The 22,576-nt window shown below is 71.2% G+C and carries 23 protein-coding genes; 15 read left to right on the top strand and 8 right to left on the bottom strand.

Features of this window, described 5'->3' with window-relative positions; all coding sequences use genetic code 11:
* Nucleotides 1-104 precede the first annotated feature (104 nt).
* The 3 genes from AC3EUV_RS06520 to AC3EUV_RS06530 are packed head-to-tail and all read left to right on the top strand — an operon-like array spanning nt 105 to nt 3,362.
* The gene (locus AC3EUV_RS06520) at nt 105-1,958 is read left to right on the top strand and encodes a hypothetical protein (protein ID WP_435602374.1); all 1,854 of its coding nucleotides are present in this window, start codon (nt 105-107) and stop codon (nt 1,956-1,958) included.
* Complete coding sequence (locus AC3EUV_RS06525; protein WP_432141482.1) at nt 1,945-2,319, top strand: hypothetical protein; 375 nt, start codon at nt 1,945-1,947, stop codon at nt 2,317-2,319. Before AC3EUV_RS06520 ends, AC3EUV_RS06525 begins: the two co-directional genes overlap by 14 nt.
* Nucleotides 2,320-2,321: 2 nt before the next feature.
* Complete coding sequence (locus AC3EUV_RS06530) at nt 2,322-3,362, top strand: hypothetical protein (RefSeq protein WP_435602375.1); 1,041 nt, start codon at nt 2,322-2,324, stop codon at nt 3,360-3,362.
* A gap of 24 nt (nt 3,363-3,386) precedes the next feature.
* On the opposite strand, the gene AC3EUV_RS06535 is transcribed toward AC3EUV_RS06530, so the two are convergent.
* From AC3EUV_RS06535 to AC3EUV_RS06550, 4 genes are all read right to left on the bottom strand, one after another.
* On the bottom strand, nt 3,387-3,596 hold the full coding sequence (locus tag AC3EUV_RS06535) for a DUF5988 family protein (RefSeq protein WP_190146311.1): 210 nt from the start codon (nt 3,594-3,596) through the stop codon (nt 3,387-3,389).
* A 149-nt stretch (nt 3,597-3,745) separates the two neighbouring features.
* Nucleotides 3,746-4,660: a TolB family protein gene (locus AC3EUV_RS06540; protein WP_488187957.1), complete on the bottom strand. Its 915-nt coding sequence runs from the start codon at nt 4,658-4,660 to the stop codon at nt 3,746-3,748.
* 213 nt (nt 4,661-4,873) lie between these two features.
* Entirely contained in the window at nt 4,874-5,455 is a 582-nt protein-coding gene (locus tag AC3EUV_RS06545) for a Uma2 family endonuclease (protein ID WP_432141485.1), read from the bottom strand.
* Between the two features lie 100 nt (nt 5,456-5,555).
* Nucleotides 5,556-6,356 carry a hypothetical protein gene (locus AC3EUV_RS06550; protein WP_435602377.1) on the bottom strand — a complete coding sequence of 267 codons (801 nt, stop codon included), beginning with the start codon at nt 6,354-6,356 and terminating at the stop codon, nt 5,556-5,558.
* Nucleotides 6,357-6,570: 214 nt separating this feature from the next.
* Between AC3EUV_RS06550 and AC3EUV_RS06555 the strand changes: the two genes are divergently transcribed.
* The 10 genes from AC3EUV_RS06555 to AC3EUV_RS06600 all read left to right on the top strand — a co-directional run bounded on the left by AC3EUV_RS06555 (nt 6,571) and on the right by AC3EUV_RS06600 (nt 17,456).
* Complete coding sequence (locus AC3EUV_RS06555; RefSeq protein WP_435602378.1) at nt 6,571-8,073, top strand: aldehyde dehydrogenase family protein; 1,503 nt, start codon at nt 6,571-6,573, stop codon at nt 8,071-8,073.
* A gap of 58 nt (nt 8,074-8,131) precedes the next feature.
* Nucleotides 8,132-9,673: a GMC family oxidoreductase gene (locus AC3EUV_RS06560; protein WP_432141488.1), complete on the top strand. Its 1,542-nt coding sequence runs from the start codon at nt 8,132-8,134 to the stop codon at nt 9,671-9,673.
* Nucleotides 9,673-10,794: a quaternary amine ABC transporter ATP-binding protein gene (locus tag AC3EUV_RS06565; RefSeq protein WP_432141489.1), complete on the top strand. Its 1,122-nt coding sequence runs from the start codon at nt 9,673-9,675 to the stop codon at nt 10,792-10,794. Before AC3EUV_RS06560 ends, AC3EUV_RS06565 begins: the two co-directional genes overlap by 1 nt.
* A complete protein-coding gene (locus AC3EUV_RS06570) occupies nt 10,794-10,964 on the top strand; it encodes a hypothetical protein (protein ID WP_386689162.1) in 171 nt (56 codons plus the stop codon). Before AC3EUV_RS06565 ends, AC3EUV_RS06570 begins: the two co-directional genes overlap by 1 nt.
* A complete protein-coding gene (locus AC3EUV_RS06575) occupies nt 10,961-12,952 on the top strand; it encodes an ABC transporter permease (RefSeq protein WP_432141490.1) in 1,992 nt (663 codons plus the stop codon). The genes AC3EUV_RS06570 and AC3EUV_RS06575 overlap by 4 nt, the downstream gene beginning before the upstream one ends.
* A gap of 2 nt (nt 12,953-12,954) precedes the next feature.
* Complete coding sequence (locus tag AC3EUV_RS06580) at nt 12,955-13,947, top strand: ABC transporter substrate-binding protein (protein ID WP_432141491.1); 993 nt, start codon at nt 12,955-12,957, stop codon at nt 13,945-13,947.
* Between the two features lie 176 nt (nt 13,948-14,123).
* Complete coding sequence (locus AC3EUV_RS06585) at nt 14,124-14,336, top strand: hypothetical protein (protein WP_387232716.1); 213 nt, start codon at nt 14,124-14,126, stop codon at nt 14,334-14,336.
* Nucleotides 14,337-14,467: 131 nt separating this feature from the next.
* Nucleotides 14,468-14,914 carry a hypothetical protein gene (locus AC3EUV_RS06590; protein ID WP_435602379.1) on the top strand — a complete coding sequence of 149 codons (447 nt, stop codon included), beginning with the start codon at nt 14,468-14,470 and terminating at the stop codon, nt 14,912-14,914.
* Between the two features lie 266 nt (nt 14,915-15,180).
* Nucleotides 15,181-16,143, top strand: coding sequence for a DUF4344 domain-containing metallopeptidase (locus tag AC3EUV_RS06595; protein ID WP_432141493.1), 963 nt, complete (start codon nt 15,181-15,183; stop codon nt 16,141-16,143).
* A gap of 155 nt (nt 16,144-16,298) precedes the next feature.
* On the top strand, nt 16,299-17,456 hold the full coding sequence (locus AC3EUV_RS06600) for a trypsin-like serine peptidase (RefSeq protein ID WP_432141494.1): 1,158 nt from the start codon (nt 16,299-16,301) through the stop codon (nt 17,454-17,456).
* 125 nt (nt 17,457-17,581) lie between these two features.
* On the opposite strand, the gene pdxR (AC3EUV_RS06605) is transcribed toward AC3EUV_RS06600, so the two are convergent.
* On the bottom strand, nt 17,582-19,009 hold the full coding sequence (gene pdxR / locus AC3EUV_RS06605) for a MocR-like pyridoxine biosynthesis transcription factor PdxR (RefSeq protein WP_435602380.1): 1,428 nt from the start codon (nt 19,007-19,009) through the stop codon (nt 17,582-17,584).
* Between the two features lie 46 nt (nt 19,010-19,055).
* Here pdxR (AC3EUV_RS06605) and AC3EUV_RS06610 point away from each other — a divergent pair, with 46 nt between their 5' ends.
* Nucleotides 19,056-19,643: a carboxymuconolactone decarboxylase family protein gene (locus AC3EUV_RS06610; protein ID WP_432141496.1), complete on the top strand. Its 588-nt coding sequence runs from the start codon at nt 19,056-19,058 to the stop codon at nt 19,641-19,643.
* Nucleotides 19,644-19,665: 22 nt separating this feature from the next.
* Here AC3EUV_RS06610 and AC3EUV_RS06615 read toward each other — a convergent pair whose 3' ends face one another.
* The 3 genes from AC3EUV_RS06615 to AC3EUV_RS06625 are packed head-to-tail and all read right to left on the bottom strand — an operon-like array spanning nt 19,666 to nt 21,094.
* A complete protein-coding gene (locus AC3EUV_RS06615; RefSeq protein WP_432141497.1) occupies nt 19,666-20,391 on the bottom strand; it encodes an isocitrate lyase/PEP mutase family protein in 726 nt (241 codons plus the stop codon).
* A complete protein-coding gene (locus AC3EUV_RS06620; protein WP_432141498.1) occupies nt 20,388-20,579 on the bottom strand; it encodes a carboxymuconolactone decarboxylase family protein in 192 nt (63 codons plus the stop codon). The genes AC3EUV_RS06615 and AC3EUV_RS06620 overlap by 4 nt, the downstream gene beginning before the upstream one ends.
* Nucleotides 20,576-21,094 carry a carboxymuconolactone decarboxylase family protein gene (locus AC3EUV_RS06625; protein ID WP_432141499.1) on the bottom strand — a complete coding sequence of 173 codons (519 nt, stop codon included), beginning with the start codon at nt 21,092-21,094 and terminating at the stop codon, nt 20,576-20,578. The genes AC3EUV_RS06620 and AC3EUV_RS06625 overlap by 4 nt, the downstream gene beginning before the upstream one ends.
* A 47-nt stretch (nt 21,095-21,141) precedes the next feature.
* On the opposite strand from AC3EUV_RS06625, the gene pdxR (AC3EUV_RS06630) reads away from it, so the two are divergent.
* Complete coding sequence (gene pdxR / locus AC3EUV_RS06630; RefSeq protein WP_435602381.1) at nt 21,142-22,554, top strand: MocR-like pyridoxine biosynthesis transcription factor PdxR; 1,413 nt, start codon at nt 21,142-21,144, stop codon at nt 22,552-22,554.
* The last annotated feature ends 22 nt before the right edge of the window (nt 22,555-22,576 follow it).

Below are 22,576 nucleotides of genomic sequence, written 5' to 3' on the forward strand. Positions count from 1 at the left end.
CTCCCTTATGCTGCGGGTTCTGCGCCGCCGTGGCCGACAACGGCAGCCCGCCTGCTCAACAGGCCCTCGGCGACGGCTCGTTGGTGTGCTGATGGGGGAAGCCGATGACTCGGACGGATGTGCCTGCGCAGCACGGTGAATCCGGCGGTCCGCCGCGGTTGGGGAAGCCGGACGGCGTCCCGCCCCCGGGGCCGCTTCCCCCGACCCCGCCGGGCGCCAGCGATGCCACCCGGCTGCTGTGCGCGGGCACGTACATGGACGACAGCTTCCGTGACGCGGTCATCGACGAGCTGTACGTCCACGAGGAGCGGTTCGCCGCACCCTCCCTGGGCATCGACGCCGCCCGCGTGCTGGCCCATGCGCTGCGCGCCCGGCGGCTCCAGCTGGGCTGGGCGGCGGGGATCCTGGCGCTGTGGATCGTGGCCCTCCCGCTGTCCTCCGGGCTCGCGGGGGTCTATGTCTTCCCCGTTGTCCTCATGGCGCTGGCCCGTATCGTCCGCCGGTCTCCGGTGCTGCCGGGACCGGCTCGCTTCCTCGCCTTCGTCCTGCGTTGGTACGGGCGGCTGACGCTCGCCTTCTTCTATGTGTCGTTGCTGGTGGCGGCGGTCGTCGGCGGGCTCGCCATCCTGGGCCCGGGATGGCTGTTCAGCCGGGTGCTCCCGGACGTGCTGAACTCCCTGACGGGCGACGACTCCTCGGACGAATACGGCTCCCACGACTCAAGCCCGTGGGACAGCCCCTACGGCAGCGACGGCGGCTTCGGCGCCACCCACGCGTCCGGCCTGCTGATCGGGGTGTGGATCGCGCTGCTGCTGCCGCTGGTCCTGGCCCTCCTGGTCGCCCTGCAACGCGGGCAGTTCGCCCGGGTGCTGGCGCACGAGCTGTCCCGGGAACGCTTCCCCGACGTCCGGTCCGACCCCGCCGAGCGCTCCGAGAGCTACCGCTTCCTGCGGCTGCGGGACCGGGTGCGGACCGAGCAGCACGGGCCGCTGGTGATGTACCGGGCGGCCAACCCGTTCTGCGGTGCCGGCCAGCCGTACAAGACCTGGTCGCTGTCGGTGGAGCTGAACCCGCGCGCCGACCGCGTCGCCGAACCGCTGGACAACAGCGCCATCCTGGCCCGGATCGTGCCGCTGGTGGCGGCGCTGCGGGTGCCGTCGCCGCACGGTTCGCCGGCGTCCGCGGCCGCGGTCCGCGACCGGCTGCGCGCGCTGGAGATCGACGAGTGTGTCTTCCTGCCGGCCGAGGGGCTGCCGAGCCGGGAGGCGGCGCCGTACGCCCCGGACGCCTTCGAGGAGCACCGGGCCGGCGCGGTCGAGGAGGGCGGCGAGACCCGGCGGCACTTCCTGCGCATCCGGGTCGGCGGCTGGAACGAGGGCATCGTCACCACGGTCTTCGTACGGGTGCACACCCAGGGCGGGATGCTGATGCTGGAGGTCGCCCCGCATGTGCTGTGGCCGCTGCGGCAGCCCTTCCAGGACGCCGACCGGATCGCCCACCGGTACCGGCACCATCACCACTTCGGCAAGGCGGTCTGGGCGCTGGCCCATACGCCCCGTTCCGCCGGGCACGCCCTCGGCACGCTGGCCCGCGGCCTGTTGTCGGCCTGGCGGCTGGCCACCGGGGGGCACGGCGGGGCACTGCCCGAGGGCCCCGGCGGCGCCGTACGCGAGCTGGGCTCGTTCGGCGAGTCCTCGCTCTTCCAGGACATGGACGTCGCCCGCTATCTGAAGACCATTCAGCAGCGGGTGGCGGCCGGGGTGACCACGGCGCTGCGCGAGGCGGGTTACCAGACCGACGAGTTCGAGCAGCGGGTCGTGCATGTCGCCGAGGGCGGCGTGTACGTCGAATCCGCACAGGGCGCCGTCGGCATCGGCGACCACAACACGATCAACCACCACTCCGCACCCCCGCGCGGGAACGGGACGAAGGGAAGTGCCAAGCGTGGCAAGGGCTGACGAGCGCGGAAACGGCATCCACATCGGCAGCGTCCGGGGTGCCTTCGCCATTGGCGACCACAACACGGTGACTCACCACGAGGGCCCGGCCGGACCGGCGGTGGACCCGGCGCAGGAGGAACTGCTGCGTGCCGTCCGCGCCTTGCGCGACGATCTGTCCCGGGCGGTGGAGAGCCCGCAGATCACCGCCCTGAGCGGGGAACTCGCCGAAACCGAGACGGAGATCGCGGACCGCGGCGCGGCCGGGCCCGGACGGCTGTCCCGGCTCCGTACGGCGCTCGCGGACGCCGGTGCGGTGGTGGGCCTGCTGGCCTCCGGCGCCGCGGTGAGCCAGGCGGTCGCGGCACTGGCGGGAGGCTGACGATGAAGCGCGGCGGCCGGCCCCGCTGGAACAGCGAAACCCAGCGCTGGGAGAACGACACCCCACCGCCCGCCCCCTACACGGGCCCGATGCCGCCCCGGCCGTCCTTCACGCCGTCGGCGGGCGGGCCCCAGGACGGCGGTCCCCAAGACGGCGGGGCCGCCGCGCCCCCGTCCGCCGCGCCTCCGGCCGACCCGCCCCCGCCATCCGCCGCACCGCGCAGCACCTACCCCTACCCGCACCCGAGCTCGTCCGCCGGCGGCTTACCGGATCCCGCCACCGACCCGCACACCACCGACTGGTACACCACCAACCCGCACACCACCGACCCTTACACCACCGACCCGTATCTCCCTCCCGAAGCAGGCCCCGCCTACGCCCCCGGTGCCCGGCATCGGACGGGGCTGGTCGCCGGGGCGGCGGTGGCCGTGATCGCGGCGGTCATCGGCGCCGGCTATCTGCTCTGGGGGCACGACGACGATCCGGCCGCCGCTCACCCGCCGGCCCGCAGCAAGGCATCCGCCCCGTCCCGTACGGCCACCGGGCAGTCCACCGGCGCCCCGGACAGCGTCACGCCCGCACCCACCCTCACCGACCTGCCGGACGGCTTCCGCCTCGCCCACGACAAGAAGGGCTTCACCCTCGCGGTGCCCGGTACTTGGACGCGCAGCGAGCGCGAGACCGGGGTGTTCTACACCGCGCCGGACGATCGCGGACTGGTGCAGATCTTCGAGATCACCGACCCCGAAATCACCCCGCGCGAGGCCCTCCGGCAGGCATCCCAGGGCCTGTCCGCCAACCCCGGCTACCGCGAGATCAGCCTCGAACCGCTCGGTTTCCCGGGGCCGGGCATAGATGCCAACCAACTGGTCTACGCCTATGACAGCAAGCGGCTCGGGGTACGCGTCAAGGTCGTCGACTGTGCCTTCACCGCCGCCGACGGCCGCCAGTTCGCCGTGCTCGTCCTGGGCGCCGAGGACGACTGGCCGGAGCAGGAGCAGACCCAGGAGATCGCGCTGCGGACCTTCGTTCCCCACACCTGAGCGGTGCCTGCGCCCGGCGCCTCGCTATCCGGGCAGCTCCGTGCGCTCCCACCACTCGTAGACGGGCAGCGCCCCCTCGGAGGTGTTCTGCTGCCGGCTGGTGGCCCGGAAGTGTTCATAGCCGTTACGGAACGGGATCTTCAGCTCGGTACCGGGCGGATCGATCGGCACGATCCGCTCGGGCAGCTCCTCGGGGCCGCCTTCGAGCACTGCTTTCGCCGCTGTGTCAGCCATGCCTGCATTGTCGTCCGGCCGGCCGGCCGCGGCCCCTTTGGTTCGGCAGCGCGGGTGACACCCGGCCGTTAGCTGACCCGGAGGCCCTGCGAAAGGCCGGGCCCGGCGGGGCGTCACCCCACCGGGCCCGGCGCGGTGTCACCTGGGGGCTACTTGCCGACCCAGTCCGTCAGGGTCCCGCCGGTCTCGGCGACGGTCCGGAGGTGGCTGCCGTCCGCGTCGACGGTGTAGATGCGCCGCGTCGCCGTGGCGTCGTCCCAGCCGGAGAAGGCGATACGGGTGCCGTCCGGGGAGTACACCGGGGTCCTGACGTCCGTGAGGGCGCCGGGCCAGGTGGCGTCGTAGAGGTCCGTCTGCGCACCGGTTGCGAGGTCGACGGTCTTCAGCCCGTACCGTCCGCCGTAGACGAGGTGCCGGCCGTCCGGGGACCAGTCGGCCGGGGTCGACACGGCCTGGTGGTCGGTGGTGACCTGCTGGCTCTCCCGGGTGGTGAGGTCCATGACAAACACATCCGTGCCGTACTCGGTGCCGTCGGGGCCCTCGTACGAGGTGGTGCGGAGGTAGGCGATCCGGTTGCCGTCGGGGGAGAACGTGGCGCGGAGCCCCGAGGTGGTCAGCGTCTCGGCCCCGGTTCCGTCCGCGTTGATCGATTCGATGCCGCGGGGGGAGTCGAAGACGAGGCGCTTGCCGTTCGGAGCCCAGTCCGGATTGGCGACATACACCTCTCCGGTCTCGCTCTCGATCCCCGGGACCAGGACATGCTGGTTGGCGCCGCTCGCCGTGGCCGTCATCAGGTCGGGGCGGTAGGTGCAGCCCTCGGCCTGCGGGACGCAGGTGTCGCCGTAGCGGATGTAGGCGACCTGGGAGCCGCTGGGGGAGTAGACGCCGTCCAGGCCGTCCGCGACGGTGCGGGTGGCCGCTCCGTCGGCGGGGTTCATTTCCACGGTCCGGCGGTAATCGCTGGTCCGCTCGGACACCAGCAGCCTGTCCTCGCTCAGGCTGCCGGAGCTCTCCGAAGCGAAGGGGGCCGCCGCGGACGCGCTGCCCATAAGGGGCAGGCTCACCGCGACAGCAAGACCGAGAGACAACGCAGTGCGTGAAATCCGCACGTACGCTCCTTCCGTGACGAGGCCCGAGGGCCCCGGAGTATGCGAGCCCGGGATTCGAACTCGCATATGAAGAAGCGCCGGTGATCCCGAAAACGTCACACCCTTCACGGGGCCTCCACTTGGCCGCATGGGCCGCGTGAGGGGACGGGAGGCCGTCGGCCCGTGGGGTCAGTCCCTGGGGAACTCTTCGGTGGAGAAGGTGATTCCGACGACCGTGTGGGTGAGGTCTACGGGTGTGCCGTAAGCGACGGTGAGGTCGAGCTTGTAGTCGCCGTCCTGCGGGTCGGTGAAGACGCGGCACCGGCCGAGGTAGGGGTCGGCGATCATGTAGACGGGGACCTCGGCGAGAGCGTAGGCCGTCTTCTTGGGGCCGTAGTCGTTCTTGCCGGTGCTCTCGGAAATGACCTCGGCGATGAACTCGATGTCCTGATAGCGCGGGCGGCCCTTGTCGTTTTTGGTGGCGTTTTCGGCCAGCGCCACCACGTCGGAGGCGAACCCGTTCAGATGGCCGGGGAAGTCGATGCGCACGTCGGACAGCACGCGCTTCTTCGGATACCGCGTACGCAGATGTTCGACGATGTCCAGGATCGTCTCCCAGTGCGTGCCCCGCTGCGGCGCCATGTAGATGGTCCCCTCGACGATCTCAGCCTTGTAGCCCGGGGGGATGTGCATCTGCTCCAGCCGCTCGAACATGTCGTCCAGCTCGCTACCACTGGCCATCTCGGTCCTGTCGGTCAGTTCGATGGTCACCGTGCCGCTCCTCCCCGCTGCCCGCGCGCCGCGGGCAGCCGCACGGTTCAACGATACGTATGTACGAACAGTTACGTACCGCACACAGTGCACTCAAGCGTCACGCGCTCTGCGACCCCTGGAGCCGGTCCTCCAGTACCGAGATATCGGCCGTGTCGCCAGGTGCCGGGGTCCTCGCGGAGACCGGGGTGTTGTAGTTGCTGAGCAGGATGGTGCCGGTCTGGTGGTCGACCTCGGCGGTGAGTTTCAGGGGGTAGTGCTTGCCGGCGATGGCCACGTAGAGGGTCTGGACGGCGCCCTGGGCCTTCTTGACGACGGGGAGGACGCGGGTGCCCTCGTGGGTGGTGGGGCGGCCCTTGGTGAGGGTGGGCGCGGCCGAGGGGGCGCCGGAGGGCGGGTTCTTCGGGGGTATGGCGGACTTCTGGAACGCCCTGAGGTCGCAGGCCGCGGAGAGGTTGCCGAGGAAGGTGTCCTTGGTGGTGCCGTGCAGGAACGTGTCCTTGTATTTCTCGGCGGCGTCGCGGCCCTCGTTCCCGGGCAGCTGGCTCTTCCAGAAGGCGGCGTCCGGCTTCATCCAGACCTGGTTCCCGCGTTTGACGAGCTCGACGCGGCCGAGCTCGCCCTTGCTGATGGCGCCGGTGCAGTTGCCGGCCTGGTCGAGGGTGAGGTCGAGTTTGGTGGGATCAGCACTGGTCTGGGTGCGCAAACGCAGCGATTTCGCGGCGACCAGTTGGTGGAGGGAGTCGTCGGAGATCTGCTGGGCCGATTTGTTGGCGAGGTCGCCCTCGCCGCCGTCCGGATCCTCGGCCGCCGCGGCGCCGGTGCAGGCCGGCCCGGCGATCAGGGCTGCCCCGCAGGTCAGGGCCGCGGTGGCGGTGGCGGCACGCCGTCTGCTGGTCATCTGGGTACCTCCGGTCCCGAGGGGAAAAGCAGCCTGGGACATACGGCTATTCAGGGTACGTACCTGGGCATTACGCCGCACGTTCAGTGAGTCGAGTCACTTTCCATGAACGTTTGGGCATAGGTCCGCCGCTTCCGGGGAGGGGTCCACGTTGCTGGTGATGCCAGTGGTTGCACCAGTGCGTACGAGATCGGTAACCGGAAGGCAGAACGACGTGTCGTCAATCGAGACCATTCACGTAGACGGGGTGTGGCAGGCCGCCGCAGCCGGCGAAACGCGGGAGGTCCTCGACCCCGCCGACGCGACGACGCTCCAGCTGGTGGCCGAGGGCGGTGCCGAGGACGTCGACGCGGCGGTCGCGGCCGCCCGCCGGGCCTTCGACGAGGGCGCCTGGCCCCGTACCCCCGTCGCCGAGCGCGCCGCGCTGCTGCGCCGGGTCGCCGACCTGCTCCAGCGCGACCGCGAGGAGATCGCCCTCATCGAGAGCCGGGACACCGGCAAGACGCTGGAGGAGGGCCGGGTCGACGTCGATGACGTCACCAACGCCTTCCGGTACTTCGCCGACCTGGTGATGAACGAGAGCGGCGGCCGGGTCGTCGACGCGGGTTCGCCCGACGTGCACAGCGTGATCGTGCATGAGCCGGTGGGTGTCTGCTCGCTCATCACGCCGTGGAACTACCCGCTGCTCCAGGCGAGTTGGAAGATCGCGCCGGCCCTCGCGGCCGGCAACACTTTTGTGATCAAGCCCAGCGAGGTCACCCCGCTGTCGACCGTGCACCTGGTCAAGCTGCTGGTCGAGGCCGGGCTGCCGGCCGGGGTCGCCAACATCGTCACCGGTGCGGGGCTGCCGGTGGGCCAGCGGCTCGCCGAGCACCCGGACGTCGACCTGTTCTCCTTCACGGGCGGTCTCATCAGCGGGACGAAGGCGGGCGCGGCGGCGGTCTCCGGCGCCAAGAAGATCGCCCTGGAGCTGGGCGGCAAGAACCCCAATGTGGTTTTTGCCGACGCCTGCGCTACCGAAGAAGGTTTCGACACCGCCGTTGACCAGGCGCTGAACGCCGCGTTCATCCACAGCGGCCAGGTCTGCTCGGCCGGTGCCCGGCTGATCATCGAGGAGTCGGTGCGCGACCGCTTCGTCTCCGAGCTCGCCCGCCGCGCCGAGAAGATCAAGCTCGGCCGGGGCACCGAGGACGGTGTCGAGTGCGGTCCGCTGGTCTCCCAGCAGCAGCTCGACAAGGTCGAGGCGTATGTTGCCTCCGCCCTGGCCGAGGGTGCCCAGCTGCGCTGCGGCGGCGCCCGCCCGGAGCCGTCCGCCGTTCGCCCGGCCACCGGCTACTTCTACGCGCCGACCGTGCTCGACGGCTGCCACCGCGAGATGAAGGTGGTCCGTGAGGAGACCTTCGGCCCGATCCTGACGGTGGAGACCTTCACCACCGAGGACGAGGCCGTGGCGCTCGCCAACGACACCGAGTACGGCCTGGCCGGCGCGGTCTTCTCCGCCGACACCGCGCGCGCCCGCCGGGTCGCCGCCCGGCTGCGGCACGGCACGGTCTGGATCAACGACTACCACCCCTACCTCCCGCAGGCGGAGTGGGGCGGCTTCGGCAAGTCCGGCATCGGACGGGAATTGGGCCCCGCGGGTCTGGACGAGTACCGCGAGAGCAAGCACATTTACGAAAACCTCCGGCCGGAGCCGGTGCGCTGGTTCGCGGGCTGACACCCCCGCCTCACTGGCACCACCCGCACCACGCACGTTGTAAGAAGGAGCACCCCCAATGCCTGTGTATGACTATGTCGTAGTCGGCGGCGGCACCGCCGGTTCCGTCATCGCCTCCCGCCTCACCGAGGACCCGGACGTCACCGTCGCCGTGATCGAGGGTGGCCCGTCCGACATCGACCGCGAGGACGTGCTGACGCTGCGCAAGTGGCTCGGCCTGCTCGGCGGTGACCTCGACTACGAGTACACGACCACCGAGCAGCCGCGCGGCAACTCGCACATCCTGCACAGCCGCGCCAAGGTGCTCGGCGGGTGCTCCTCGCACAACACGCTGATCTCCTTCAAGCCGCTGCCGTCCGACTGGGACGAGTGGGAAGCGGCGGGTGCCACCGGCTGGAACGCCGCGGAGATGGACCCCTACTTCGGCAAGCTGCGCAACAACATCGTGCGGGTGGCGAAGAAGGACCAGAACCAGATCGCCACCGACTGGATCGAGGCCACCAAGACGGCGCTCGGCGTCCCGGAGGTCGTCGGCTTCAACGACAAGCCCTTCGACGAGGGCGTCGGCTTCTTCGACCTCTCCTACCACCCGGAGAACAACAAGCGCTCCTCCGCTTCGGTCGCCTACCTCCACCCGCACATGGAGGCCGGTGACCGCCCGAACCTCACGCTGATGCTGGAGACCTGGGCGCACAAGCTGGAGCTGGACGGCACCACCGCCAAGGGCGTGCACGTCCGCACGAAGGACGGCGAAGAGGTCTACGTCGAGGCCGCCCGTGAGGTGCTGGTCTGCGCCGGTGCGGTCGACACCCCGCGGCTGCTGATGCACTCCGGCATCGGGCCGAAGAAGGACCTGGAAGCGCTCGGTCTGCCCTGCGTGCTCGACCTGCCGGGCGTCGGGGAGAACCTGATCGACCACCCGGAGTCGGTGATCGTCTGGGAGACCAACGGTCCGATCCCGGGCAACTCCGCGATGGACTCCGACGCGGGCCTCTTCGTCAAGCGGGACCCGGAGCACAAGGGCCCCGACCTGATGTTCCACTTCTACCAGATCCCCTTCACCGACAACCCTGAGCGGCTGGGCTACGAGCGCCCCGAGCACGGCGTGTCGATGACCCCGAACATCCCCAAGTCCCGCTCCCGCGGCCGCCTCTACCTCACCTCCGCGGACCCCGAGGCCAAGCCGGCCCTGGACTTCCGCTACTTCGAGGACGAGGACGACTACGACGGCCAGACCCTGGTCGACGGCGTCAAGCTGGCCCGCAAGATCGCCCAGGCCGAGCCGTTCGCCAAGTGGCTCAAGCGGGAGGTCTTCCCCGGCCCCGAGGTCACCGACGACGCGGAGATCAGCGAGCTGGTGCGCAAGGCGGCCCACACCGTCTACCACCCGGCCGGCACCTGCAAGATGGGCGCCACTGACGACCAACTCGCCGTCGTCGACCCCGAGTTGAAAATCCGTGGGCTGTCCGGCATCCGTATCGCCGACGCCTCCGTCTTCCCGACGATGCCCGCGGTCAACCCGATGCTGGGCGTGCTCATGGTGGGGGAGAAGTGCGCTGAACTGCTCCATAAGGCTCCGACCCAAGGAGGTGATGCGTGATGGCTACCACCTCCGCCGGCGCATCCGAGATACCCAACGCCCGCAAAGCCGCCGAGAACGAGCAGGACGCCCGTGAGGTCGTCTTCTCCGTCCGCAACCTCTGGAAGGTCTTCGGCCCCAAGGCCGACCGCATCCCCGGCGACTCCTCGGTGAAGAAGCTGAGCGCCCAGGAGCTGCGGGAGAAGACCGGCTGTGTGGCGGCCGTCCGCGATGTCTCCTTCGACGTCCACAAGGGCGAGGTCTTCGTCGTCATGGGCCTGTCCGGCTCCGGCAAGTCCACCCTCGTACGGTGTCTGACCCGGCTGATCGAGCCGACCAGCGGCGAGCTGGAGATGGACGGCGAGGACGTCCGCGCCATGGACCGCACCACGCTGCGCGAACTGCGCCGCCGCCGCGCCGCCATGGTCTTCCAGCACTTCGGCCTGCTGCCGCACCGCACCGTCGTCGACAACGTCGCCTACGGCCTGGAGATCCAGGGCATGGGCAAGACGGAGCGCCGCTCGAAGGCCAACGAGATGGTCGACAAGGTCGGCCTGGCCGGGATGGAGAAGCGCCGCCCCGGGCAGCTCTCCGGCGGTCAGCAGCAGCGCGTCGGCCTGGCCCGCGCGCTCGCCGTGGACCCCGAGGTCCTGCTCTTCGACGAGCCGTTCAGCGCCCTGGACCCCCTCATCCGCCGCGATATGCAGGAAGAGGTCGTCCGCCTGCACCGCGAAGAGGGCCGCACCATGGTCTTCATCACCCACGACCTTGCCGAGGCGCTGCGGGTCGGTGACCGGATCGCCCTGATGCGCGACGGCGAGATCGTCCAGCTCGGCACCCCCGAGGAGATCGTCGGCTCCCCGGCCGACGACTACGTCCGCGACTTCGTCCGGGACGTCCCGCGCGAGCAGGTGCTGACCGTCCGCCGCGCGATGCGCCCGGTGGAGGACGGCGAGGCCGACCAGGGTCCGGCGCTCAGCCCCGACACCCTGATCTCCGACGCCATCGAGGCCGTCGCCCGCTCCGGCGGCGCGGCCCGGGTCGTCGACGACGGCCGCTGTGTGGGCATCGTCGACCACGCCTGTCTGCTGAACGTGGTCGCCCGGGTCGACAGCCCGCAGCACGGCGAGGTGGCTGCCTGATGTACACCGCGACCACCCGCGGCGGCGCCCTCCGCGCCGTCGGCTCCAGAGCTCCCGCCGCCACGCCCCGCGCCCGGCTGCGCGCCTCCTGGCTGCGCCACTGGCGCGAGGCCCAGCGCTGCGCCGCGCTCAATGTGCCCACCGGCACCGTGAAGCGGGGGCGCGCATGAGCACCGCAACCCCGGTTTCCGCGCGCGGCACCCTCGGCGTCGACACCCCCAAGGGCCCGGCCCAGCTCCTGCTCCAGCGTCGTGGCCTCGCCAAGCTCCTGCTGCTCGTCGTCGCCGCGGCCGTCCTCGTCCCGCTGCTGGCCACCAAGTACGGCGCCGCCTGGCCGTCCTCGCTGACCGTCGATGTCTCCGGCCCGCTCGGCAAGACCAGCGACTGGATCATCGACAACCGCGACAGCCACTGGCTGTTCGTCTACTTCCTCGGCCACCTCTCCAACGCCGTGGTCATCTCCGTACGCGCCGTCTATCTGCTGCTGCTCGCGCTCGGCTGGACGGGTGTGACGGCCGGCGTCACGCTGATCGCCTGGCGGGTGGCCGGTGTCCGCATCGCCGCCACCGCACTGATCTCCTTCCTGGTCAGCGGTCTGCTGGGGATGTGGGTCCCGACCATGCAGACGCTCGCGCTGATGGTCGTGGCGGTCGCCGCCTCGGTCGTCGTCGGCGCCCTGCTCGGCCTGGCCGCGGGACTGTCCGAGCGGCTCTTCCGGCTGCTGCGCCCGGTCCTCGACACCATGCAGGTGCTGCCGGCCTTCGCCTATCTCCTGCCCGTCGTGCTGGTCTTCGGCATCGGCGTCCCCGCCGCGCTGCTGGCCACCGTCATCTACGCGGCGCCGCCGATGGCGCGGCTGACCGCGCTGGGTCTGCGCAGCGCCGACCCGGGCGTCCTGGAGGCCGTCTCCTCGCTCGGTGCCACCGGCCGGCAGCGGCTGCTGACCGCCCGCCTCCCGCTGGCCCGTAAGGAACTCCTCCTCGGCGTCAACCAGTCGATCATGATGGCGCTGTCCATGGTCGTGATCGCCTCGATGATCGGCGCCGCCGGTCTCGGTGACCGCGTCTACCAGGCGCTCGCCTCGGTCGACGTCGGTGCCGCGCTCGCCGCCGCCATCCCGATCGTGCTGCTGGCCATCGTCATGGACCGCACCACGGCCGCGGCCGGTGCGCGTCTCGGCTCCGACACCACCACCGGCCCGGCGTGGCTGCGCGGCTGGCAGGCCTGGACCGGCATCGCCGTGGTCACCGCCGTCCTCGCGCTGGCCGGCCGGCTGTCCGGCTCGCTGGTCTGGCCGGGTGCCTGGGCCGTGGACCTGGCCCGCCCCGTCAACGACTTCAAGGAGTGGATGGTCGACCACCTCTACTCCGGAGTCCCGGTCATCGGCGGCACCGCCGACTGGGCCGCGCACTTCACCGACTGGGTGCTCAACCCGCTGCGGGACGGTCTGACCGCGCTGCCCTGGTACGGCACGCTGCTCATCGTCGCCGCGCTGGCCTGGCTCATCGGCACCTGGCGCACCGCGCTGACCGCCGTCCTCGCGATGGCCGCCATCGGTGTGCTGGGCGTGTGGAAGCCGTCGATGAACACCCTCTCCCAGGTGCTCGCCGCGCTGGTGGTGACCCTGGTGCTGGGCTTCGGCGTCGGCGTCCTGGCGGCGGGCAGCAAGCGCCTCGAAGCGATCCTGCGCCCGGTCCTGGATGTCATGCAGACCATGCCGCAGTTCGTATACCTGATCCCGGTCGTCGCGCTCTTCGCCGTGGGCCGCGCCCCGGCCGCCGCCGCTGCCGTGGTCTACGCCCTGCCGGCCGTCATCCGCATCACCACCCAGGGCCTGCGCCAGGTGGACCCCGCCGCCATGGAATCGGCGAAGTCCCTCGGTGCCACCCGCTGGCAGATCCTCCGCCAGGTCCAGCTCCCGCTCGCCCGGCCCGCCCTGCTGCTGGCCGTCAACCAGGGCGTGGTACTGGTCCTCGCCGTCGTCATCATCGGCGGTCTGGTGGGCGGCGGTGCCCTCGGCTACGACGTCGTCACCGGCCTCGCCACCGGAGACCTGGCCCTCGGCCTGGTCGCGGGTGTGGCCATCGTGTGCCTGGGCCTGATGCTCGACCGGGTCACCCAGCCCACGGAACGCCGCACGACGGGGAAGGGAGCCTGACCATGTCCCGTAAGCGCACCATGACCATCGGGACGGCCGCGCTGGCCGGCACGGCGGTCCTCGCCCTCTCCCTGTCCTCCTGCGGCAAGTCCGACATGACCAAGCAGTCCTCGCCGTTCGCGGCGGCCAAGGGCTCGAAGTCGGTCACCCTGTCGGTGCAGACCTGGGTCGGCGCCCAGTCCAATGTCGCGGTCGCCAAGTACCTTCTCGAACAGAAGATGGGCTACCACGTCGACACCGTCCAGGTGGACGAGATCCCCGCCTGGGACGCCCTCAGCCAGGGCCGGGTCGACGCGATCCTGGAGGACTGGGGCCACCCCGAGCAGGAACAGCGGTACGTCAAGGACAAGAAGACGATCACCGCGGGTGGCGGCAACGGCGTCACCGGCCACATCGGCTGGTACGTCCCCAAGTACTGGGCCGACAAGCACCCCGAGGTCACGGACTGGAAGAACCTCAACAAGTTCGCCGACCAGCTCAAGACCTCGGAGAGCGGCAACAAGGGCCAGCTGATGGACGGTTCGCCGTCCTACGTCACCAATGACAAGGCGCTGGTGAAGAACCTCAAGCTCAACTACGAGGTCGTCTTCGCGGGCTCCGAGGCGGCGCAGATCACCCAGATCCAGCAGTTCGCCAAGCAGAAGAAGCCCTTCCTGACGTACTGGTACGAGCCGCAGTGGCTCTTCAACCAGGTGCCGATGGAGGAGGTCAAGCTCCCCAAGTACACCGATGCCTGTGCGGAGAAGGGCACCAAGGACCCCACGTCCATCGACTGTGCCTATCCGACCACGCCCCTCCAGAAGTACTTCAACACGGAATTCGCCAAGAAGGGCGGCAGTGCCGCGGCGTTCCTGAAGAACTTCAAGTGGACCAAGGACGACCAGAACGAGGTCTCCGAGTCGATCGCCTCGGGCGGTCTGTCCGCCGACGAGGCGGCGAAGCGCTGGGTGGACAAGCACCCGGAGGTCTGGAAGAAGTGGCTCACTAAGAAGTAGCCGCACGGGAAGCGCGGAACCCCGCGGGCAGTCGCACGGTGTGTGCGGCTGCCCGCGAGCGCGTTTTGGGGGCCTTGCGCGTCGGCCTTACCCGTTCGGGTGGCGGGTGGCGAACCACCGCACGGCGCGGCGCCCGGCCCAGAAGGCTGGGCAGCCGTCCCGACGAAAGGCCCGCCATGCCGCTGCCGCCGACCTGCCCCACACCCGACTGCGACGACCGGCTGTGGAAGGACACCGCGCACACCAACACCGACTGGGACAACTGGCGCTGGTGGTGCTGCCGTTGCCGCAAACAGTGGTACCCCACGGCAGAACAGCTCCAGGACTTCCGCTACGGAACGAGCCGGCCCGCCGCGGCCCACCGGGACCCGCGGACGGCTCGCCGCTAGACCGACTTTCGAGGCTCCTCGAATCATCTGTGCCGGCGGAACACAGCTGCGGTATCTCTTTCTTGAAGCAACCCACACGGGGTGGGTCCGGCCCCGGCCGGACCGCGAACTGACCAATGAAGGAGTTTCTTGTGCGTACACGGGGGATGACGTTCGCCGCCGCCACTCTGGCGGCCGTCGCCGTCACGGTGCCGGCCACCGCCGTTCCGGCCGCGGCCACCACGGCCCCGGCGACGGCCGCAGCATCGGTGAAGCTGTCCTGCTCGGGGAGCGGCGGCAAGGGCAGCGCCGCATGGAACTGGAAGAGCCGGAACGAGATCCGCTCGGTCACCCTCCGGGGCAAGGACACCAAGTCCGACGGACGGCACCCGGCCGTCCGGATCGTGTGGACCGACAAGAAGGGCCACACGAGCGCGACCCCATGGCGGCACGTCCGCAGCGGCGAGACCCACTGGAGCACTCCGTCGATCTACGACCGGGACGGAATCCAGTACCTGGAGCTCGGGGTGCGCAAGTACCGCGGCAGCAGCGTGGACCGCACCATCTGCGAGGCCGGCCGGCCGAACCCCCGCGCCTGAGTGCCACCACGGAGCGGCCCGGCCTGCGTCACGGCCGGGCCGCTCCTGCATGGGGAGCGGGCGTGAGTGCTTCCGCGGATACTCGGCCCTGCCCGTAGGGCGAAACACCTCATAAATGGGTAATTGTGGTGAATTGCCTCATCGCTCATAATCCGGATGTCAGGTTCGGGCCGTGGCTCCGGCATCGCCTCCGGCAGGTGGCTCCGAAGACCCCGGAAGGGCAACCGTCCGCCCGCACACCTTGACCGAGGAAAGGGCTGACCAGGGTGCTGCGCAGTGGTGGGTCCCCGGCCAGGAGGCGGGCTGCTTCGGCGGGGGCGCTGCTCCTCGCGGGCTTCGCGGTCGCCTCGTGCGGCAGCGGCGACGACGGTGGCAAGGACGACGCGAGCGGCAAGGTCACCGTCGTCTACCAGGACAAGGCGATCCAGCCGAAGAACCGGCACGCCGTGGCGGTGGTCCGGAGGTCCCGGGTGCTGGAGCAGACCGCCGACTGGGTGAACGCCTCGCTCGCGCTCCCGCATGAGCTGGTCGTGAAGGTCACCGACCGGGTCCCGCCGGGCGTGACGGATGCGGTCACCCAGCCCGATGGCAGGACGATCTTTGTGCCCCCGTCGTTCCTGGCCCAGATCGAAAAGGCCCTCGGCACCGTGGTCAGGACCGTCAAGCGGCCCGCGCTGTTTCCCGCCGACAAGTTCGATGCCGACGACCTGACCGCGCTGTCGACCCAGTTCATCTTCGGCCACGAGATGGGGCATGCCTTGCAGCGGCAGCTGCTGCTGGCGAACCTCGGCCTGGAGGAGGACGCCGCCGACGGATTCGCGTCGTTCTACACCGTCAACGAGGTCGGTCCCGAGCCGTCGCTGGCAGCCGCCCTCCTCTTCGACGAGATCGCCCGCGAGGAGGGCCGGCTGACGCTGGAAGGGCTCTCCAGCGACCACCCCGTCACCCAGCAACGCGTCTTCCACTTCCTTTGCTACCTGGAGGGGAGCGACCCGAAGAGGTACTACGGGCCCCTGGTCGGCCCGGGTTACCTGCCGAAAACCCGCGCTCCGTGGTGTCCGCAGTCCTGGGCGATGCTGGACTACGGCTGGTGGACCCAGCTCAAGCCGCACTTCAGCGGCGCATTCAAGGAGCAGGGCGGCAAAGAGCAGCAGCAGGCGCACGACCGGCTGATCGCGGAGACGAAGGCCATCACGCGGAACCTCGACAGGCTCCGCAGCGGAGAGTGAACGCGCGGCGGGCCTGAAGGCCGGGACCTGGTTGCCCGGCGGTCCTGGAGTGACGGCATAGTAGGGCGCAGCCCGATGAGGGACATGACAATCAACGGTGGCTACGGCGCGCTGTTGCGCTCGGCGCCGCCCCGTACCAGGGGGACTCCCGCTCCATGCCATCCATCCGCCGCTCCACCGCCGCGGCCGCGGCACTCGTCGCACTGCTCGCGGGCACCGTCACCGCCTGCGGCCCCGACGACCAGGCCGGCGGCGGTGCGGCCGCCGACCAGAAGGACCGGGCCGACGGGGGCTTCAAGCTCCCCGAGGACGCGCCGACCAGCCTGGACGATCTGAAGAAGTGGAAGGACGGCGGCTGGCAGAACTGGGACAAGTGGGCCCGCGACGCAAAGGACTTCGCCAACCCGGTCATCAAGGACCACTGGAAGTCGGACCGGCTGGCCAAGGCGAAGACCTCGCCGGAGATCGGCGTCAAGGCCACCGGCACGGGAAGCGAGTTCGACGGTACGGACCCCGAGCCGCGGCCGGTCACCGCCGAGCAGGTCGACCGGCCGTACCACCAGCACATGGCCCCGGTCGGGAAGATCTTCTTCGACAGCCCGAAGGGCCCGATGGTCTGCTCCGGCACGATCGTCGAGGACCCGGCACACCCGGGCAAGTCCAACCTGGTGTGGACCGCGGGCCACTGCGTGCACTCCGGCAAGCAGGGCGGCTGGATGCGCAACATCGTCTTCGTGCCGTCCTACAACGACAACGGCGTGCCGATGAACCAGGTCAACAGCACGCCCGCCCAACAGGTCACGCCCTACGGCCGGTTCTGGGCCGACTGGATCACCACCTCCGGTGAGTGGATCAAGATGGGCAGCGAGAAGTCCGGCAACGGCGGCTCCGCCTACGACTTCGCGGTGCTGCACGTCAAGCCGGAGAACGGCAGCGGCAAGTCCCTCCAGGAGACCGTCGGCAACGCCGCCCGGGTCTGGTTCAACGCCCCGGCCGCGAACCAGCTCGGCTCCCTGGATGCCTTCGGCTACCCGGCGGCTCCCCCCTACGACGGCGCGCGCATGATGAACTGCCCCGCCCGTCCCGGCCGTCTCGTCATGCAGCAGGGCACCCCCGCCATGAACCGCATCGGCTGCACGATGACCGGCGGCACCTCCGGCGGCGGCTGGTTCGTCAACCGCGGCGGCAAGCTGACCCTGGTGTCCAACACCTCGATCAGCTCCAACGCCCACACCTGGCTGGCCGGCCCGCACCTGGGCCCGGAGGCCCAGCAGGTCTTCGCCAACATCAGCCAGAAGTTCGCGAGCCAGTAGGGGAGGAGGACGTGGGTGTGGCGGAGGGACCTGCCGCCACACCCACGGCCGCTCGCGGTCGGCGGGACCCAGCGCGCCCGGACCGCCCCGCACCGCCGCGCGGCGCCCCCCACACCCACAGGCCGCTACCCCAGAGGCGGCAGCGCCCGGCACAGCGCCTCCAGGGCGGCGGGGAAGGCGCTGTCGCTGGGGGTCGCATAGCCGACGACCAGGCCGTGGTGGGGGGCCATGGTGGCCTCGGGGTGGCGGTAGGCGGACAGGCCGTCGAGGGCCAGGCCCTGCCAGCGGGCGGCGCGCAGGGCCGCTTGCTCGTCCGACTCGCCCGAGCCGTCGGGGAGTTGGAGGACGGCGTGCAGGCCGGCGGCGATGCCGGTGACGGTGAGGTGCGGGGCATGGCCGGCCACCGCGTCGATCAGCTGGTCGCGGCGCCGGCGGTAGCGCTGGCGCATCCGGCGGATGTGCCGGTCGTAGGCGCCGTGGGTGAGGAGCTCGGCGAGGGTGAGCTGGTCGGTGACGCCCGCCCATGCCTCGCGCTCACCCTTGGCCTCCAGTACGGCGTCGACGAGGCGGTCGGGAAGCACCATCCAGCCCAGCCGCACCGCGGGGGAGAGGCTCTTGCTGACCGAGCCGATGTGGAGTACGTGCTCCGGATCCAGGCCCTGGAGGGCGCCGACGGGCTTGCGGTCGTAGCGGAACTCCCCGTCGTAGTCGTCTTCGAGGAGATAGCTCCCGCTCTCCCTCGCCCAGTTGATGACCGCGGCGCGCCGGTCGGGATGCAGTGGCACGCCGAGCGGGAACTGGTGCGCCGGGGTGAGCAGCGCCGCCCGCACGCCTGGGGTCGCGGCCAACTCCGCGCTGTCGGCGCCGTGTTGGTCGATGCCGAGAGGGTGGGTGCGGAGGCCGGCCGTGGCCAGGAGATGGCGGTGGAACGGCAGGCCGTAGGACTCGACGGCGAGCGGCCCGGGGAGCACGGCGGGCAGCAGCAGACGCAGCGCGTGGGCGAAGCCGGAGCAGATCACGATGCGTTCGGGGTCGGTGCGTACGCCACGGGTGCGCGCCAGGTAGTCGGCGAGGGCGCGGCGCAGTTCGGGGCGGCCGCGCGGGTCGCCGGGGCCGAACGCGTCATGCGGGGCGGCGGTCAGCGCACGGCGTGCGGCGGCGAGCCAGGCGGTACGCGGAAAGGACGCGGCATCCGGCTGGCCCTGGAGGAGGTTGTGCGCGGGGCGGCCCGCCGGGGCGCGGTGGGCCGGGGCCCGGGTGGGCGTCAGCGGCTTCGCGCGGTGGGCGACGCGGGTGCCGGAGCCCTGCCGAGCGCTGAGCCAGCCCTCGGCGACCAGTTCGGCGTAGCCGTCGGCGACGGTGTTACGGGCGATGCCGAGGTCGGCGGCGAGCGAGCGGTAGGGCGGCAGCCGCGTACCGGGGGCGAGCCGTCCGGACCGTACGGCGTCCCGCAGCGCCCGGATGAGGACGGCGCGGCGGCTGCCGGGGCCGGTCAGCTCCAGATGCAGATCGGCGCCCAGGCTCTCGGCGAGATTGACCCATGATTCCGGCATGGAAGTGCACCCTACAGCCGGTCGCCTGCTCTTCTAGATTCAAGGCATGACGAAGGAAGCGCAGCTCAACACGGCAGATATCACGGCAAACAGCACGGCAGACAGCACGGCACAGATCACGGAGCGGATCACGGCTCGGAACGGCGAAGCGAAGGTGGCGGACGTGGCGGACGAGGTGGCGGGACGCAGCCCGCGGGTCAATTTCGCGAAGGCCGCACCGAAGGCGTTCAAGGCGCTGATCGGCTTTGACGCCGCGGCCCGTGAGGGTCTCGATCCGGCCCTCGTGGAACTGGTCCAGATCCGGTCCTCGCAGCTCAACAAGTGCGCGTACTGCCTGCACATGCACACCACCGACGCCCGCAAGGCCGGGGAGAGCGAGGAGCGCCTGCACATGGTCGCCGTCTGGGAGGAGGCCGCGCACTTCTTCACCCCCAGGGAGCGGGCGGCCCTCGCCCTCACCGAGGCCGTGACCCTGGTGGCGCAGGGTGGTGTTCCGGACGAGGTCTACCGGCGCGCCGCCGCCCACTTCGACGAGCCGGAACTGGCCCGCCTGCTGGCCCTGATCTTCACCATCAACACCTGGAACCGGCTCGCCCTCAGCACGGGGAAGGTGGCGGGGACGGACGAGCGGTAGCGCCTCGGCCCCCCGCCACCGGCTACCCGCCCAGCTCCTCCCGCAGCCGCTCCGCCATCCCCGTCAGGGCCGCCATCGCCCGCTGCTGGAGTCCGGGGCCGAAGGTGACTCTGGCCGCGCCCAGGGCGCCGAGTTCGCGGGGTGCGGGGCCGTCGGGGGTCACCACGGCATTGACCGGGAGGCCGATGGCGCCGGCCAGGTCGGCCAGCAGGGGCGGCGGGGCGAGGATCGGGTACACGCAGTCGGCGCCGGCCGCGGCGTACATGCGGCCGCGGCGGACCGTCTCGTCCCGGTCCGGGGCGCCGTGCAGGTAGGTGTCGATCCGGGCGTTGATCACCAGGGCGTCGCCGGCCTCGGCGCGTACCTCGGCCAGCCAGTCGGCCTGCTGGTGCGCGTCCCGTAGTTGGCCGCTGGTGTGATCGGTGTCCTCCAGGTTGCAGCCCACCGCCCCCGCGTCCACGAGCCGGCCGACCAACTCCCGGGCGGACAGCCCGTATCCGGCTTCCACGTCCGCCGAGACCGGGATGTCGACGGCGCGGGCGATACGGCGGACGGCGGCGAACATCTCGTCGGGCGGGGTCGCCCCGTCCGCGTGGCCGAGGGAGGCCGCGACGCCCGCACTGGGGGTGGCCAGCGCCGGGAAGCCGGCGTCCGCGAAGACCTGGGCGCTCGCCGCGTCCCACGGGCCGGGGAGGACCAGCGGCAGCTCAGGACCGTGGTGCAGGGCACGGAGCACGGCGGCTGTCATGAGGCACCTCCGACCGGCGCCGCCTCGGCCGGAGCGAGACCCGCCCCCACCGGTACACGGGCCGCGACATTGATCCGGTTCCAGGAGTTGATGGCGGTGATCAGGGCGATCAGGCGGACGAGGCCGGCTTCGTAAATGCCCGGCGCGAGCCGGTAGAAGGGCAGCCGCGCGGTCTCGTTCTCCGTCATGCCTGCCCCGGAGCCATGCGGGTGGAGACACCGAAGCGGTTCCAGGCATTGATGGTGGTGATCAGGGCGATGAGCTGGGCGAGTTCGGTGTCGCCGAAGTGGGCCGCGGCGCGGTCGTAGACGGCGTCCGGGACGAAGCCGTCGGTGAGGAGGGTGATCGCCTCGGTGAGGGCGAGGGCGGCCTGCTCCTTGTCGGTGTAGTGACCGGCGGCCTCCTCCCAGGCATTGAGGAGGTAGACGCGCTGCTCGGTCTCACCGGCCTTGCGGGCGTCCTTGATGTGCATATCGATGCAGAAGGCGCAGTGGTTGAGCTGCGAGGCACGGATCTTGACCAGCTCGACCAGCGTCGGGTCGAGGCCCTGCTTCGCCGCCGCATCCAGCGCGATCATGGCCTTGTAGACGTCCGGCGCGAGTTTCGCCCAGTGCAGCCGGGGGCCGTGCCGGTGCGCCGCGCCCTCCGCCGCCCCGGAGGCCGTGGCCGGTGTCGTCCTCTGTGCTGTCGGTGTGGTCGTCATGGCTACGACGCTACGGCGGCAATGGCACAGCTGTATGGTCCACTTCCATGGGGAATTCCTGGGCCACTTTCGGGCGCGATCTGCACCTCGACCTCACCGGTCCCGGCGGACTGCGGGCCGCGCTGCTGCGCGCCCTGCGGGACGCCGTACGGTCCGGCCGGCTGGCCCCCGGCACCCGGCTGCCGTCCTCCCGCTCGCTCGCCGCCGACCTCGGCATCGCCCGCAACACCGTCGCCGACGCCTACGCCGAACTGGTCGCCGAGGGCTGGCTCAGCGCTCGGCAGGGCTCCGGCACCCGCGTGGCGGAGCGGGTCCTGCCGCGCGCCACGCCCGCCTCGCGGCGCCCCCCGGGCCCGGCCGGCCACCCCGACCGGCCGCGCTTCGACCTCACCCCGGGCACCCCCGATGTCTCCGCCTTCCCCCGCACCGCCTGGCTCGCCGCCGCCCGCCGCGCCCTGACCACCGCCCCCAGCGAAGCCTTCGGCTACGGCACCCCGAGCGGCCGGCCGGAACTCCGCACAGTCCTCGCCGACTACCTGGCGCGCGCCCGCGGGGTACGCGCCGACCCCGACCGCATCGTCATCTGCACCGGCTTCATGCAGGGGCTGGCCCTGCTCAGCCGGGTGCTGGGCACCGGGCGGCTGGCCACCGAGTCGTACGGCCTGCACTTCCACCGCGCCGTCATCACCCGCGCCGGGCTGGACACCGTCCCGCTCCTCGTGGACGAACGCGGCGCCCGCACCGAGGAGCTGGCCGGCCTCGACGACGTACGGGCGGCGCTGCTCACCCCCGCCCACCAGTTCCCCACCGGCGTGCCGCTGCACCCAGACCGCCGCGCCGCCGCCGTCAACTGGGCGCGCGCCACCGGTGGTTATGTCCTGGAGGACGACTACGACGGCGAGTTCCGCTACGACCGCCAGCCGGTCGGCGCGCTCCAGGGGCTGGACCCCGACCACGTCGTCTACCTGGGCACCGCGAGCAAGAGCCTGGCCCCCGCACTGCGGCTGGCCTGGATGGTGCTGCCGGACCGCCTCGTCGACCCGCTGCTCGCCGTCAAACGCACCGGCGAATGGCAGTCCGGACAGCTGGAGCAGCTCACCCTCGCCGAGTTCATCTCCTCGGGCGCCTACGACCGCCATCTGCGCGGCATGCGGCTGCGCTACTGGCGCCGCCGCGACCAGCTGGTGGCCGCCCTGGCCGACCGCGCGCCCCACGTCCATGTCTCCGGCATCGCCGCCGGACTCCACGCCGTCCTGGAACTCCCGCCCGGCACCGAACAGTCCATCGTCCAGGCCGCCCGCTGGCAGGGCCTCGCCCTGGAGGGCCTCAGCAACTTCCACGACCCCGCTGCCCCACCGGCCTCCCGCGACGCCCTGGTGGTGGCCTACGGCACCCCGCCCGACCACTCCTTCGCAGGCGTCCTGGACGCGCTGATCAGGGCGCTGCCGCCGGGGGAGTGACGGACGGACCGTTGCGCGGGCG

This window comes from Streptomyces sp. bgisy130 (assembly GCF_057708345.1).

Excerpts from the sequence above, each read along its gene's own strand:
- AC3EUV_RS06520 (WP_435602374.1), top strand. The coding sequence starts at position 105 with ATGACTCGGACGGATGTGCCTGCGCAGCACGGTGAATCCGGCGGTCCG.
- AC3EUV_RS06530 (WP_435602375.1), top strand. The coding sequence starts at position 2,322 with ATGAAGCGCGGCGGCCGGCCCCGCTGGAACAGCGAAACCCAGCGCTGG.
- AC3EUV_RS06535 (WP_190146311.1), bottom strand. The coding sequence starts at position 3,596 with ATGGCTGACACAGCGGCGAAAGCAGTGCTCGAAGGCGGCCCCGAGGAG.
- AC3EUV_RS06550 (WP_435602377.1), bottom strand. The coding sequence starts at position 6,356 with ATGACCAGCAGACGGCGTGCCGCCACCGCCACCGCGGCCCTGACCTGC.
- AC3EUV_RS06560 (WP_432141488.1), top strand. The coding sequence starts at position 8,132 with ATGCCTGTGTATGACTATGTCGTAGTCGGCGGCGGCACCGCCGGTTCC.
- AC3EUV_RS06565 (WP_432141489.1), top strand. The coding sequence starts at position 9,673 with ATGGCTACCACCTCCGCCGGCGCATCCGAGATACCCAACGCCCGCAAA.
- AC3EUV_RS06570 (WP_386689162.1), top strand. The coding sequence starts at position 10,794 with ATGTACACCGCGACCACCCGCGGCGGCGCCCTCCGCGCCGTCGGCTCC.
- AC3EUV_RS06575 (WP_432141490.1), top strand. The coding sequence starts at position 10,961 with ATGAGCACCGCAACCCCGGTTTCCGCGCGCGGCACCCTCGGCGTCGAC.
- AC3EUV_RS06580 (WP_432141491.1), top strand. The coding sequence starts at position 12,955 with ATGTCCCGTAAGCGCACCATGACCATCGGGACGGCCGCGCTGGCCGGC.
- AC3EUV_RS06585 (WP_387232716.1), top strand. The coding sequence starts at position 14,124 with ATGCCGCTGCCGCCGACCTGCCCCACACCCGACTGCGACGACCGGCTG.
- AC3EUV_RS06600 (WP_432141494.1), top strand. The coding sequence starts at position 16,299 with ATGCCATCCATCCGCCGCTCCACCGCCGCGGCCGCGGCACTCGTCGCA.
- pdxR (WP_435602380.1), bottom strand. The coding sequence starts at position 19,009 with ATGCCGGAATCATGGGTCAATCTCGCCGAGAGCCTGGGCGCCGATCTG.
- AC3EUV_RS06610 (WP_432141496.1), top strand. The coding sequence starts at position 19,056 with ATGACGAAGGAAGCGCAGCTCAACACGGCAGATATCACGGCAAACAGC.
- AC3EUV_RS06615 (WP_432141497.1), bottom strand. The coding sequence starts at position 20,391 with ATGACAGCCGCCGTGCTCCGTGCCCTGCACCACGGTCCTGAGCTGCCG.
- AC3EUV_RS06620 (WP_432141498.1), bottom strand. The coding sequence starts at position 20,579 with ATGACGGAGAACGAGACCGCGCGGCTGCCCTTCTACCGGCTCGCGCCG.
- AC3EUV_RS06625 (WP_432141499.1), bottom strand. The coding sequence starts at position 21,094 with ATGACGACCACACCGACAGCACAGAGGACGACACCGGCCACGGCCTCC.
- pdxR (WP_435602381.1), top strand. The coding sequence starts at position 21,142 with ATGGGGAATTCCTGGGCCACTTTCGGGCGCGATCTGCACCTCGACCTC.